Origin of the sequence: Propioniciclava tarda, assembly GCF_900182665.1 — a bacterium.
Classification (GTDB): Bacteria; Actinomycetota; Actinomycetes; order Propionibacteriales; family Propionibacteriaceae; genus Propioniciclava; species Propioniciclava tarda.
On the sequence record NZ_FXTL01000006.1, the window covers coordinates 105,645 to 117,667 of the forward strand.

Below are 12,023 nucleotides of genomic sequence, written 5' to 3' on the forward strand. Positions count from 1 at the left end.
GGCGGACTGGACCGCGTCCCGAAGGGCTCTCTCGGAGACTTCCACCCGCTGGCGCGCCTTCACGATCCGTCGGAAGTGCTGAGCGTCGGTTGCCGGGTGAGTCCGAGAACTGACGCCGTCTAGCCCTCGGGCAACTTCGTTGCGTTCGCGAGCGCCGGGCCGTCAAGGTTACGTTGACGAACACACGGCGCCTAGGGTGGCTACATCGCCTCGCGAGATCCGGCCACGTACCCCCTAACAACGAAGTCATGCACACCTGGTGCACCCAGGGTGCTAGTTTCGTTATTACGAAACAACGTTCCCCCTGTGCGAGGACCCATGGACGAGCTCGTTCGACCACGATCCGGCCCACACCCGTGCCCTCGCTGCGGACAGCCGGTGAACTACGGCGGGCGCGGACGGCGTCCGATCTGGTGCTCGTCGACGTGCCGGGTTCAGGCATCCATCGAGCGGCGCGGGAACCGTGTCGTCGGCATCCAACCTCGGCTCGTGTCCGTTATCGATCCGCCGAATAGGTCGCTCCGCCCCACGCCCACCGATGACGAGACGGCCGTCGCACGCGTCCTGAGAAATCCGGAGTCGGCGCTTGCAGGTCCTGCTGGGCGTTCAGGATCGAGCGAGGGAGGGCGACCCACGATGGGGGCACGTCCTGTCGGCAGTGACCCCGCCCTCTGATAACTCTCTCCGGCACGCTGCCATCGACGGACCTCAGGCGTCGCTCGAACCACGCTCTACGAGAGCGTCGGCGCACCGCAGCGTCCAGGAGTGGGCAGCTGACCTGGAGGAGCTCAGGCATGCGCTCGTCTCAGGAGCGGTCTACCAACGCGAGCTCAACGATCTGGCCGTCGCCCTCAACGGCGTCCTGGACGCTTTCCGTCGGCGCGCCGAGCACCGCTGAAGCACGAGGGGCATCCCTGACCACCGACGGCCATCGGCGCCCAACACCCTCAGCGCTATTGCACGTATGTTGCACGCCTGGCCCCAGGCGAGCAGAAACCCCGCCTGAGTTTGCTTGTCAGGCAGGGTTTCAACCGGGTGGAGCTAAGGGGATTCGAACCCCTGACCTTCTCATTGCGAACGAGACGCGCTACCAACTGCGCTATAGCCCCAGGTGTTGCCGGACGTCTCCGACAGCACGAACACCTTACACCAGCACCCCGGACGCCCCAAAAGCCAGCGTCACTCGTTGACTGCCCGGTCCCCCCGGCCCTCGGCCACGGGAGGCTCGGGCGAGTCCGCGGTCACGGGGATGCCACCGTTCACCGCGGCCACCGGCGCTGACAGGTCGATGGTGCGGACCGTCCGCGGCGCGAGGGGCTTCGACACATACGTGGGCTTCGTGATCGGGATCGGATCCCAGAGCGACGACACCGCCTGGATCGGGGCCGTCAGGTCGACGGTCTCCCCGTTGACCACGTCGTCCCCGGCACCCAGCACCGCGATCGACACGGTCTCCTCGACCTGACCCAGCGACCGAATCGCCGCCGCGCGGGCGTCCAACGACTTTCGCATCTGAACGACCGTCACACGCGCCACACCGACGAACAGCACCAGCAACCCGACCGGAATCCCGATCGACCACCACGGGACACGTCCGAGATGGACCAAGAGCCCCAGCACGATCCCGGCCACGAGCAGCACGCCGAGCACGATCCGCCGACGGACGGACGCGCGGGCGTCCACCAAGTCAAGCTCCCGCAGCGCGGCGCGACGGTTCAGCGGCGTCGACACGACGACCGGCGCCTCGACGGCAACGTCCAACGGGACGCCACGCCGCACGATCGTCACCGAGGGCGTGATCGGCTCGTCGGAGACGACGTCGTCATACAGCCCGTTCGTCTTGCGGTTCAGCATCAGGGGAACCAGATAGACGAGCCATGCCAAGGCAAAGGCTACGAAGATCAGTCCGGTCAACCCCACGCCAGAACCCTAAGTGGGACGCCTCCGCCGCCTTCGGCCGACACGCCACGGCCCGCCGAACGGCGGCAAGATTCACCGCGCGAGGCGTCCGATCAGCCCTCCCGGACCAACCTCGTCGGCATGGATCGCAAACATCTCGTGATCGCGCCAGTCGCCGTCGACGTGCAGATACCGCGGACGCCGTCCCTCGTAGCGCAGCCCCAATTTCTCCACCACGCGCAGCGACTTCGCGTTCTCGGGCCGGATCGCCACCTCCAGCCGATGCAGTCCCAGCCCGAAGAACAGGTAGTCGCCCGCGAGTGCCAGGGCCGTCGGGACGATCCCGCGTCCGGCCCACCGCTGGTCGACCCAGTAGCCGGCCATCGCCCAGCGCGCCGACCCGTAGGTGATCCCCGACACCGTCATCTGCCCTGCGAAGACGTGCCGCGCGCCGGCGTCCGAGTAGGCGATGGCCCACGGCAGCATCGCGCCCGTACGCGCCTGCCGCGAGAAGTCCCCGACCAGCTGGGGAAACGTGCGTCCGGCGTCCGCGCCCTCGGGCGGCCGCGTCGCGTCCCACGGACCCGTCCACGCCCCGTTCCGCGCGCGCACCTCGTTCCAGGCCGCCTCGTCCGAGCGGCGGATCGGCCTCAGCCGGACGGGTCCGTGCTCCAACGTCACCGGCCAGTTCCGGCTGGTGAACATCTCAGGACGCCGTCGCCGCGGCTCCGCGTCCGGGCGACGCGTCGGCGTCCGGCTGAAGGACGATGCACTCGACGCTCGACCCCGCCGGGAGTTCCGCCCCCGCAGGCAGCCGCACCAGCACATCGGCCCGGAACAGGTCGTAGGCGTGGTCGTTCCCCGACGACACCGGACGCACCCGTTCGCCCTCGAGGCGCGCCGGCAGATACCGGACGCCGTCGGCGTCCGCCGTCAGGTCCGTAGCCAGGACGCCTCGCAGCGTCGCCGCGGACGTCGCCCGCGCCCCGAGCCGGTCGAGCAGCGGCCGAACGAACAGGTGATAGCCGACGCACGAGCGCACCGCTCCTGCCGGCAGCACGAGCGCCGGGATGCGCTCGTCGCCGACGCGGCCGACGGCCAGCGTCTGGCCCCCGTCGACGAGGACGTGGGCCACGTCGACGGTCCCGATGTCGGCGAGCAGGCCGGCCACCAGGTGCGCGTCGGTGTCGTCCTCGGCAAGCACGACGATGGCGTCCGCGCGGATCACCTGGTCCGCGATCGTCTGCCGGATGACCGCGGCCTCGCGTCCGACCACGTCGAGCTGGTAGACCGTGGCCCCGTCGCCACGGGCGGCGGCGGTGACGTACGACGTGCCGGAGGCGTACCGCTGAGCGATCGAGGTGATCGGCAGGCCGGGCGACACCAGCCCCTCCCCGACCGCGAAGACGACGAGCCGCGGCTTCGGCCGCACCAGGACCTTGTCGAGCCCGATCTCGGCCAGCAGCGCGATCGAGCGCGCGTCCAGGATGCGTCCGGGACTCATCAGCTTCGCGCCGTCTGCCAACTCCGATCCGCGCACCGCCAGGTGCTGCCCGACCGCAGCTTCGCCGACGAACCGCGCGACGCGTCCGGTCGACGTGGCCTCGGACGCCGGCACGACGGCGTCCACTCCGGCCGGAACCGGCGCGCCCTCCGACAGCACCACGCACGCCCCGGATGCGACCGCCTCAGCCGGCATGGTGTCGCGGCGATCGATGACACCGACGACGTGCAGGTCGATCGGATGGTCCGGGGTCGCCCCCACCAGGTTCGCCGCCCGGACGCCGTAGCCGGCGGTCCGCGCGGTGGACACCATCGGCAGGTCGAGGTCGCTGACGATCTCTTCACACAGCGTCAAGCCCGTGACGTCGTTGATCTGCATGCCGAACGGACGCAGCGCGTCGACGCCGCCCAGCAGGCGGGCCAACTGCTCGTCGGGCGTCCGGCGCGGCAGCGGGACGTCATCGACGACCGGCTCGACGACCGGCTCGGGCACGGGCTTCTTGCGAGAGAACAGGGCCATGGGGTCACGATAGTTACCCCCGAGCAGGACGCCTCGCAGCACGCCCTGGAGCGGCCGAAATCTGCGCCTGGGTGGGCGCGGGCTGGTCAGGAATAGGGTCCGGGCCGCGGGCCGTTAAGATGGGCGCTCAACACCTTTCGACGAGGACGAACGCATGCCCACCTACGAGTACCGCTGCTCGGATTGCACCAACGAGTTCGAGATCGTGCAGAAGTTCAGCGACGCCGCGCTCACCGAGTGCCCGGAGTGTGACGGCGATCTGCGCAAGGTCTTCTCGGCGGTCGGCGTTGTCTTCAAGGGCTCGGGCTTCTACGCCACCGACAACCGAACCAAGGGCACGTCGTCCACGGCCGTTGCGAAAGAGTCGACGAAAGAGTCGTCTGGCGCGAAGGAGTCGACCTCCTCGGATACCGCGTCCACGACCAAGGCTTCGAAGCCTGACAAGGCGTCGAAGACCGCTTCTACGACGTCCACCCCGGCCGCCTGACGGCCGTCCGATCCGGGCCTGTGGATAACTGACACGGCCCGCCTAATGTGTTGACGTGAGAACGTCAGCCCTCCCCCGCGCCGCGGACGCCATCGTCCGCGTCCTCCGTTGGCATCGTCGCTGGATCGCGGCGGTGGCCGCCTTCGTTGCCGTCTTGGCGCTCGTGGGCCAGTTCCAACCACAGCGGACGCCGACCGTCACGGTCGTTGCGGCGGCGCGCGACCTTCCGGCTGGGACGAAGCTCGCGGCGTCCGACCTGATCCGGCTCGAGCTGGGGGCCGACGTCGTGCCCTCCGGGTCGGTGGGCGCCCCCGATCGGCTCGCCGGGGCCGTGCTCAACGGTCCAGTGACGGCGCGCACGCCGATCACGAGCGCCACGGTCGCCACCGGTGCCGCGTTGGCGTCCCCGGGGTTCGTCGTGATGGCCGTCCCGATGCCAAGCGCGGCGCTGGCCGATGTGGTGAAGGCGGGCAGCCGGATTGATCTCATCGCCTCGAAGGGACCCGTCGCCTCGAACGTGCGGGTGGTCGCTGCGCCAGCGCCGGTCGCGTCCGGCATGCTGACACCAGCTGAGCGCGTCTTGCTCGTGGAGGTCAGCCTGGACGCCGCAGGTGCGGTCGCCGCCGCGGTCGACTCGGGCACCCTCACCGTCACGGTGAGGTAGGCGCGCCACACGGGGTATCGCAGCAAGCCAGAGCCGTTTCGCTTGGAATTGTTACAAGACTCTCATGCGCCGCTCCCGGTTTGGTGTGGACGACCAAAAACCGTTCGGGTCATACTTGAGGACGGAATCGCCCCCAGAGCCCCAGATCGGGGCAGTCCCGCAGGAAGCCGACGGGCGGTTCGACTGAAAGGTATGAAATGAAGGGTTTTAAGGAATTCTTGATGCGGGGTAACCTGCTCGACCTGGCCGTCGCCGTCGTGATCGGTGGCGCCTTCGGGAAGGTCGTCGAGGCCTTCACCACGATGTTCATGGACATCCTGGGCATGATCGGCGCTTCGCCGAACTTCTCCAACTACGCCCCCAACGGCATTCACGTGGGCGCGTTCCTCACTGCCGCGATCTCGTTCGTCATCGTCGCTGCGGTGATCTACTTTTTCGTGATCAAGCCGGTGCAGGCCATCCAGGCTCGCGTCGCCAAGCCCGAGGTCGAGGTTTCCGCCCCGACCACGGAGGACCTCCTCACCGAGATCCGCGACCTGCTCGCCAAGCGCTGATCTCAGCCAGCTAGCCCACACGGGCCCGCCACCGATCGGTGGCGGGCCCGTGTGTTTTGCCTAGTGGGGCACGTGGTGGGGCGGCACCTCGGCCAGCAGGCGGCGCTCGTCCGGCGTCAACGCGGTCCGGCCCGACGGCGGACGGGCAGCGAGGGCGTCCAGGCCCAGCTCGACGCGGACGCGACCCACGGCGGCATGGAACTGGGCCGCCCCGAGTCCAGCCCGCAGCTCGCTCGGCACGGGGTGCGGCCAGGGCGCTTCGGACGCCTGCGTCGCCAGCGCATGCTCGAGCAGCCGCTCTTGGGTCCAGCCCGCGCGGGCCAGCTCGTCGGCCAGGAGGGAGGCGTCCGGCGTGCTTCGGGAGGGGAGGTCCAGCCGTTCGCCCACGAGCGCGTACGCCAGGGCGACGTGCCAGTCGGCGTCCGTCATGCGTCGCCCAGGGCTCCGCCAGGAACGGACGCCGGCGCTCCGGCCTCCGGGATCGTGACGTCACCGACGATGGTCACGGGCTGGTCGAAGGTCCAGGCACCGCGGACGGTGAGCGATCGCGCTTGCCTCAGGGACGGAACCACCGGCACGAGCCGCTCGAAGTCGTCGACGAGCCGGTAGGGAGCACCCAGGTCCACGCGCGGCTGGTCCGGGACGGTGGCGCGCGGGACGGCGTCCGGGCCGAAGTCGAAGACGTCGGAGCGCAGCAGGAGCAGCTCGTTCGTCCCCTTGACCGGCAGGAAGCGGTCGCGGCCGACGGCGATGGCGCGCGCCCCCGGGAACACCTCGATGGCAGCGCCCATCGCGGTCTCGAGCTGCAGCACCGGCGTCGAGGTGGGATCCGCGGGATCGACCGTCTTGCGGTTGACGATCAGCGGCAGGCCGAGGACGGCGCCGTGGCGCGCGAACCGGTCTGCGAGGGCGCGCAGGTCGAGCCACAGGTTGTTGGCGTGGAAGTACGGATGGCGGTGCTCGTCGGTGAAGAAGTCCATCTCGTCGGGCGCCGTCTGAGCGGTGTCGCGCAGGATCAACTGGCCGTCCGATCGCCGGACCGCGAGGTGGCCGCCTTTGCGATCGTTCGGCGTGCGGACGCACACCTCGGCCGCGTACGGCGCGCCGCTCGCGGCGAACCAGCCCGCGAGCGTCGCGTTCGGGCCGGCGCCCAGGTTGTCGCCGTTGGCCAGGGACGCGTAGCGAAAGCCCTTGTCAAGGAGGTCTTCGAGAATGCCCGACGCCTCCAGCGCGACATAGATGTCGCCGTGCCCCGGCGGGCACCACTCGAGCTCGGGATCGTCCGGCCAGGCAACCGGCTCGAACGTCTGGGCGTCAATCTTCGGGATGGCGTTCTGGACGAAATCGAGCGGCAGACCTTCGACCGCGAGGTCGCCGTACCGAGCCAGGTGGGCGAGGGTGTCGTCCCTGGTCCGGAAGCTGTTCATGAACAGCAGCGGCAGCCGGACGCCGTGGGCGCGGCGCGCGTGCAGCACCTGGGCGACCTGCAGATCGAGGAAATTCTTGCCGTCGCGGACGCTCAGCAGCGACTTCGCGCGATCGAGCCCCATGGAGGTGCCGAGTCCGCCGTTGAGCTTGATCATGACGGTCTGGGCCAGGGCCTGGCGGGCGGCGTCCGGGTCGATCTGGACGCCGGCGAGCGACTCCGGCGCCGTCAACGGCTCGATAGACGCCTCGGCGATGATGCCGGTAGCTCCGGATCGGGCGAGTTCGAAGTAGTGCGCGAAACTGTCGATGGCTCCGGGCGCGACGCCACGGTCGCGCATCTTGGCTTGTGCCCGGTCGAGTGCTGTCTGCGCCATGCGGCCCAATGTAGTGGGGCCGCTCGCAGGCGACCTGGCAGCGGGGGTTAAATGAGAAAGAGAGCGACGCCGGCCGAAGGGCTAGAAGCCGTCTACCCACCCCCAGGAGACATCAACAGCCTGGCGTCGCTCTCATCACCAAAGATTACGCGTCGAACGGGGATGCGCAAGTCCTCTCGCTGGGGGACACGCGCCGAATTTTCATCCGCGGAGGGGATGTGTACCCCGGGTAGCTGTCCCCTCCTGCTGTTAGGCCTTGTCAGCGCCCGGTGACCGCGGTGGAGGGAGGCGGACTAAGTGGACAGTTATCGGACGCCCCAGGCTAGATGATGAGACGCGGCGGCGTCCGGGGCGGGCGGCTGGTGAGCGCCCATCCGGATCCTCAGCGGGTCGACACCGTGCCGGAGGGTGCCGAGGTTGATCGGGAAATTGCGGGGCCATCAGGCACATCCGACAGGACGATGCGTGGCGACCCCAGCAAGATTCGAACTTGCGACACAAGGTTTAGGAAACCTCGGTGATTCCTGATCTGACTTCGTACAACATCCTAAGAGTTCAGATTCGTGCGTTAGTCGTGCGTTAGCGGACGCCACGTCGTGGCCTGCGGATCCCAGTCGCTGTTCGCTGCCTGGCCGGCCAGCACGGGGTCTGCGAAGTCGATCAGGGCCCCAACGACGGTGCTGAAGTTGGGCGGTAGTGCTTCGAGGCGTTGCTTGGTTCGCCAGGCAGCCCATCGTGCTTGGCCGTGGGACCCGAATCCGGTGAGCGCCTCGGCTAGGGGAAGGATCGTGACCCTGCGGTAGCGCGCGACCTCCTCGACGGCCACGGTCAGGTCGCTGCCCGCGATGGGGTGGGTGCTGGTGAGGGTCCACAGATCGCCGAAGTCGCGCCAGCGGGTGTTGACGGTGCCGAGGTCGATGGCCGTGACGAGCTTCTCGGCCAGCACCATGTGCAGCGGATAGCCCATGACCAGGATTGGCGGCCCGCCGAGGATGCGGGGCACCGCGACCGGTTCGGGCCCCGGCCAGAGGGGGTCGCCGAAGTTCACGTCGACGTGGAAGGTGAGGCGTGCGCCCGCCAGGCTTGCTTGCATGCTGACCCGAACGCCGGAGTAGTCCTCACCTTCGCGGATGGTGGCTGCCCGGCCGGTGTCGATGTCGAACTCGAGCCCGTCGGGTAACGGGGTGGATGCGACGGCGCGGACGACCTCCAGCACCTCTGCGGTGTCGTTGGACTGGTGTGAGGCTTGGAAGTCGAGGTCGCGTGTGGGTCGGCGATCGCCGAAGGCGGCCAGAAGTGCGCCGCCTTTGAGGACGAGGTGCGTGGGCTCAGGGTGCGCGGCCAGTCGGGCGAGGAATCCTTCCAAGACGTAGAGCTGCTGCAACTCGGCGTTCGGACGGGCCTGCTTGCGGGCCAGGTTCTGCAGGTCGAGGTAGGCGCGTCCAGCGACGGTGTCGCGTGTTGGCCGGTTCATAGCAGGACCTCCAGTGCCGCTCGGAGCTTGGGCAGCACCTTGGGGAAGTTGGCTGCGGTGTTCAGGAGGAGGGACGGTTGGCCGCCGCGCCTGAGCCAGCGTTTCAGGGCGTCGATCGCCTGTTCGCTGCCCTCGGTGTGGGCTAGCCGGAACGCGTCGACGATGCTCCGTTCGGCGTTGTAGAGGCCGATGGACAGTTCGGGCGTGACCGCCAGGTCGGTACGGCCAATGGTGAAGGTGGCCGGGTCGAAGCGATGCCAGGTCACGGGGGCGTTGGTCGCCGGCGCCCAGGTGCCGCGTGGGATCGCGATGTCGATGCTGGCGGGAATGGCGTCCGTGAGGTCGTGGTGGGCTAGAGCCGAGGTGAGACACAGCGTTGCGGTGGACGAAAGCAAGCCGATCTCGGCGAGGTTGTCGTCGCCGACGGCGTCGCTCTTTCGGTAGACCCCACGGCTGAGGCGGATCATCCGGCCAGCGTCCAGTTCCGCCCTCAGCCCACGCGCGCCCAGCGCTGCGACCCCCTCCCGATGCCCGAAGTAGTCGGGCAAGGGGGCGATGCCAACCGTTCGACTCATCACGCACCTTCGCATCCAACTCTTTACAGATCCACTGTACCTGTATAGATCTAGATTCGCGCCGTGCAGCGATATCAGCCATGACCGGCTTCCTCACCGAAGACGAGCGGCTGGGCGTCCTGGATCCAAAGGTAGGCATGGCTCGGATCATCACCCGCTGCTGCGTCGGCGATCGCCGAACTTGATCTGAGTGATCCTTCGGGTTGCAGTTGAATGCGATCGATCCGCCGCTCGCCGCCTTCGGACGAATCCGAGGTCCCTCTGTCTAGGGGTACGCATCGAGGAACGTTCCCCTGCTGATCTAGCGCCTTGATCCCAGTCAAGGAGGAGCGATGGCAAGGCGATACGAGACTTTGGCGGCGGCGTCCGATCGGACCGGCGTCAGCATCAAGACGTTGCGGCGCTGGATCGCCGACGGGGCCCTTCCCGGCTTCCGCTGCGGACGCATGCTCCGTGTGGACCCCGACGATGTCGACGGCCTCTTCCGACGGGTCAAGGCGGGTTCCCGCAGAGGCGTCCTCCAGGCCGTGGCGGGGGCCGCGCGATGAGCCAGATCGAGATCTCCTTCCATGACGAGCAGCGATCCGACGTCCCCCTGATCGTGGAAGACCTGTTAGTAGAGGCCGAAGACGCCGCGTTTCTGGGCGACGATCTCGTGCTCGCCGGCGAGCTGTGGGCGGCAGCGGTGGAGCTGTTGCGCGGTGGGTCCTGATGGCCCGGGCCGAGTATGACCCGGTCGCCGCGGAGGAGTCGCGGAAGGCGACGCTGGAGGCTCTGCATACCCAGCTGGCCGAGCGGGTCGGATCGTTGGACTCGGTCGAGGCCTGGCAGGCGTGGTTGGGGTTCGCGACCAGCTTCCACCGGTACTCGTTCAACAACACGGTCCTGATCTGGACCCAGCGCCCGGACGCCACCCTCGTGGCCGGCTACCGGGCCTGGCAGGCCAAAGGACGCCAGGTCCGCCGCGGCGAAGCCGCTATCCGCGTCCTCGGCCCGGTGACACTCCGGGACCGGAAAGTTGACGAACAGGGGCGTCCGGTACGGGACGCCACCGGCAAACGGGTTGTCCAGGTGCGGGTGGTGGGGGTGAAGCCGGTGTCGGTGTTCGACGTGTCGCAGACCGACGGCGACCCGCTGCCGGAGGCGCCCCGATCAGAGCTGCTGTCGGGTCAGGCTCCGCCCGGGTTGTGGGACGCCTTGCAAGGGTTCGTCGAGGCGCAGGGGTACTCGGTGGTCCGTGGGGACTGTGGCGGGGCGAACGGGCTCACGGCGTACGACGCGCGGGAGGTGCGGGTCCGGGACGACATTGATGAGGCGCAGGCGGTGAAGACGTTGGCGCACGAGGCCGGGCATGTGTTGTTGCATGCCCCGGCATCGCGGGACGGTTTCGCGTGTCGTGGCGTGTGGGAGGTGGAGGCCGAGTCGGTCGCCTATCTGGTGACGGCGGCGCACGGGCTGGACGCCTCGCAGTACACGTTCAACTACGTCGCCGGCTGGGCGCATGATGCCGCCACCCCCGACGGTCCGAGTGTCGAGGTCCTGGTCAAGGCCACCGGACAGCGGGTGATCGGCGCCACGGACCAGATCCTGCAGGCCACGAAGCCGGCACCGACCATGATCGATGAAGCGCTGAGCGACCTCGCGGTCCAAGTCGGACGCGGAAAGGTCCCATCGGCTGCAGACGTCGAGGCAAGGGTGGACCTTGGGCCGACTGCTCTCACAGGAGCCGCCCAGACCCCGCGCGGCTGCCTCGCCGTGACGGCGCCGGACGAACTCCTGGTCGCCTCGACCACAGGGTCGCCCAGGGCCGCATCCGTTCAGCTTGCGGCCTGGGAGTTCGCGGGCGAGCAGTCGAGTTTGCCGATTGAAGTTCCTCGTCCGGGTTCGTCTGTGCGTCGCGGTGGTCGAGCCCATGCGGGAACGTTCCGGCGGGGGCCGTAATGGACTCGATGCAGTACGACGAGGCTGCCACAAGGACGGGGTCGATGGACCTACATCACGTGGACGTCAGTGATCGTGACGGAGCCGTCAGTGCTGATTTCGATCTCGGCAGTGAGGTCGCTCGGCGACTCGGTGGTCGTCCACAGGGGCAGGGCAGCAAAGTGGGAACCGTCCTGGCGGGAAGCGAACTGGGTCAAGGGATGGGTCCAAATCTCGAGCGGTTGCTCGATCAGAGTGGCTCCCGCTGCGCCGTATCGCGATACCCAGACCAGGAGGTCCGGCAGGTCGCCCTGCACCAGGGCGGAGAGTTGTGCCCCCAACGGCGGCCGAAACCGCGACGGAACCGTTCCCATCAGTCCATGCTCCCAGGTACGTCGGCTGCGAAATCGAGGGCTTCGAACTCGTGGTCGATGGAAGCGATGAGTTCGGCACGTAAGTCGTCATGTTCTGGTCCGAGCGCGCATGCTGCTGCGTCGGCGAGCCGATCCCACCAGGTGACGGCCGCCGGCCAGCGGATGTGGGGCTCCGGTTCCCAGTGATAGCGGGGTGTGATGTGGGCGTGGAGGAACGCGTCGGTGTTGCCCTGGATCTCGATGTTGATCCG

14 protein-coding genes and 1 tRNA gene are annotated in these 12,023 nt (G+C 68.4%); 6 read left to right on the plus strand and 9 right to left on the minus strand.

Translation table 11 applies throughout. The annotated features are described in order from the left end of the window. Positions 1 to 1,036: 1,036 nt before the first annotated feature. The 4 genes from FN821_RS06605 to FN821_RS06620 form a co-directional block, all read right to left on the minus strand. Positions 1,037 to 1,109: transfer RNA gene (locus tag FN821_RS06605), tRNA-Ala, on the minus strand. Positions 1,110 to 1,179: 70 nt separating this feature from the next. Continuing rightward, positions 1,180 to 1,920 (minus strand): hypothetical protein, encoded by a 741-nt coding sequence (locus FN821_RS06610; RefSeq protein WP_131171920.1) that lies wholly within the window; start codon positions 1,918 to 1,920, stop codon positions 1,180 to 1,182. A 72-nt stretch (positions 1,921 to 1,992) separates the two neighbouring features. Beyond that, positions 1,993 to 2,604 carry a GNAT family N-acetyltransferase gene (locus FN821_RS06615; RefSeq protein WP_131171921.1) on the minus strand — a complete coding sequence of 204 codons (612 nt, stop codon included), beginning with the start codon at positions 2,602 to 2,604 and terminating at the stop codon, positions 1,993 to 1,995. A gap of 1 nt (position 2,605) precedes the next feature. Continuing rightward, positions 2,606 to 3,922 (minus strand): MoeA family protein, encoded by a 1,317-nt coding sequence (locus FN821_RS06620; protein WP_131171922.1) that lies wholly within the window; start codon positions 3,920 to 3,922, stop codon positions 2,606 to 2,608. Between the two features lie 154 nt (positions 3,923 to 4,076). Here FN821_RS06620 and FN821_RS06625 point away from each other — a divergent pair, with 154 nt between their 5' ends. The 3 genes from FN821_RS06625 to mscL all read left to right on the plus strand — a co-directional run bounded on the left by FN821_RS06625 (position 4,077) and on the right by mscL (position 5,627). Continuing rightward, positions 4,077 to 4,409 (plus strand): FmdB family zinc ribbon protein, encoded by a 333-nt coding sequence (locus FN821_RS06625; RefSeq protein WP_131171923.1) that lies wholly within the window; start codon positions 4,077 to 4,079, stop codon positions 4,407 to 4,409. 55 nt (positions 4,410 to 4,464) lie between these two features. Further along, positions 4,465 to 5,073, plus strand: coding sequence for an SAF domain-containing protein (locus tag FN821_RS06630; RefSeq protein WP_131171924.1), 609 nt, complete (start codon positions 4,465 to 4,467; stop codon positions 5,071 to 5,073). Positions 5,074 to 5,270: 197 nt separating this feature from the next. After that, the gene (mscL, locus tag FN821_RS06635) at positions 5,271 to 5,627 is read left to right on the plus strand and encodes a large conductance mechanosensitive channel protein MscL (protein WP_131171925.1); all 357 of its coding nucleotides are present in this window, start codon (positions 5,271 to 5,273) and stop codon (positions 5,625 to 5,627) included. 60 nt (positions 5,628 to 5,687) lie between these two features. Here mscL and FN821_RS06640 read toward each other — a convergent pair whose 3' ends face one another. The 4 genes from FN821_RS06640 to FN821_RS14225 form a co-directional block, all read right to left on the minus strand. After that, positions 5,688 to 6,056: a hypothetical protein gene (locus FN821_RS06640; protein ID WP_131171926.1), complete on the minus strand. Its 369-nt coding sequence runs from the start codon at positions 6,054 to 6,056 to the stop codon at positions 5,688 to 5,690. Further along, on the minus strand, positions 6,053 to 7,429 hold the full coding sequence (locus FN821_RS06645; RefSeq protein WP_131171927.1) for a UTP--glucose-1-phosphate uridylyltransferase: 1,377 nt from the start codon (positions 7,427 to 7,429) through the stop codon (positions 6,053 to 6,055). The genes FN821_RS06640 and FN821_RS06645 overlap by 4 nt, the downstream gene beginning before the upstream one ends. A 568-nt stretch (positions 7,430 to 7,997) precedes the next feature. Beyond that, a complete protein-coding gene (locus FN821_RS06650; protein ID WP_131171928.1) occupies positions 7,998 to 8,903 on the minus strand; it encodes a nucleotidyl transferase AbiEii/AbiGii toxin family protein in 906 nt (301 codons plus the stop codon). Beyond that, positions 8,900 to 9,478: a type IV toxin-antitoxin system AbiEi family antitoxin domain-containing protein gene (locus FN821_RS14225; protein WP_165489281.1), complete on the minus strand. Its 579-nt coding sequence runs from the start codon at positions 9,476 to 9,478 to the stop codon at positions 8,900 to 8,902. The genes FN821_RS06650 and FN821_RS14225 overlap by 4 nt, the downstream gene beginning before the upstream one ends. Before the next feature lie 332 nt (positions 9,479 to 9,810). Between FN821_RS14225 and FN821_RS06660 the strand changes: the two genes are divergently transcribed. From FN821_RS06660 to FN821_RS06665, 3 genes are read left to right on the plus strand one after another with little or no spacing between them, the layout of a single operon-like run. Then, positions 9,811 to 10,026, plus strand: coding sequence for a helix-turn-helix domain-containing protein (locus tag FN821_RS06660; RefSeq protein ID WP_131171930.1), 216 nt, complete (start codon positions 9,811 to 9,813; stop codon positions 10,024 to 10,026). Then, positions 10,023 to 10,190 (plus strand): hypothetical protein, encoded by a 168-nt coding sequence (locus FN821_RS14230; protein WP_165489282.1) that lies wholly within the window; start codon positions 10,023 to 10,025, stop codon positions 10,188 to 10,190. The genes FN821_RS06660 and FN821_RS14230 overlap by 4 nt, the downstream gene beginning before the upstream one ends. After that, the gene (locus FN821_RS06665; RefSeq protein WP_131171931.1) at positions 10,190 to 11,419 is read left to right on the plus strand and encodes an ArdC family protein; all 1,230 of its coding nucleotides are present in this window, start codon (positions 10,190 to 10,192) and stop codon (positions 11,417 to 11,419) included. Before FN821_RS14230 ends, FN821_RS06665 begins: the two co-directional genes overlap by 1 nt. Positions 11,420 to 11,469: 50 nt before the next feature. Here the strand turns inward: FN821_RS06665 and FN821_RS06670 are convergent, their stop codons facing one another. Beyond that, a complete protein-coding gene (locus tag FN821_RS06670; RefSeq protein WP_131171932.1) occupies positions 11,470 to 11,772 on the minus strand; it encodes a DUF7668 domain-containing protein in 303 nt (100 codons plus the stop codon). Between the last annotated feature and the right edge of the window lie 251 nt (positions 11,773 to 12,023).

Excerpts from the sequence above, each read along its gene's own strand:
- FN821_RS06615 (WP_131171921.1), bottom strand. The coding sequence starts at position 2,604 with ATGTTCACCAGCCGGAACTGGCCGGTGACGTTGGAGCACGGACCCGTC.
- FN821_RS06620 (WP_131171922.1), bottom strand. The coding sequence starts at position 3,922 with ATGGCCCTGTTCTCTCGCAAGAAGCCCGTGCCCGAGCCGGTCGTCGAG.
- FN821_RS06625 (WP_131171923.1), top strand. The coding sequence starts at position 4,077 with ATGCCCACCTACGAGTACCGCTGCTCGGATTGCACCAACGAGTTCGAG.
- mscL (WP_131171925.1), top strand. The coding sequence starts at position 5,271 with ATGAAGGGTTTTAAGGAATTCTTGATGCGGGGTAACCTGCTCGACCTG.
- FN821_RS06640 (WP_131171926.1), bottom strand. The coding sequence starts at position 6,056 with ATGACGGACGCCGACTGGCACGTCGCCCTGGCGTACGCGCTCGTGGGC.
- FN821_RS06645 (WP_131171927.1), bottom strand. The coding sequence starts at position 7,429 with ATGGCGCAGACAGCACTCGACCGGGCACAAGCCAAGATGCGCGACCGT.
- FN821_RS06650 (WP_131171928.1), bottom strand. The coding sequence starts at position 8,903 with ATGAACCGGCCAACACGCGACACCGTCGCTGGACGCGCCTACCTCGAC.
- FN821_RS14225 (WP_165489281.1), bottom strand. The coding sequence starts at position 9,478 with ATGAGTCGAACGGTTGGCATCGCCCCCTTGCCCGACTACTTCGGGCAT.
- FN821_RS06660 (WP_131171930.1), top strand. The coding sequence starts at position 9,811 with ATGGCAAGGCGATACGAGACTTTGGCGGCGGCGTCCGATCGGACCGGC.
- FN821_RS14230 (WP_165489282.1), top strand. The coding sequence starts at position 10,023 with ATGAGCCAGATCGAGATCTCCTTCCATGACGAGCAGCGATCCGACGTC.
- FN821_RS06665 (WP_131171931.1), top strand. The coding sequence starts at position 10,190 with ATGGCCCGGGCCGAGTATGACCCGGTCGCCGCGGAGGAGTCGCGGAAG.
- FN821_RS06670 (WP_131171932.1), bottom strand. The coding sequence starts at position 11,772 with ATGGGAACGGTTCCGTCGCGGTTTCGGCCGCCGTTGGGGGCACAACTC.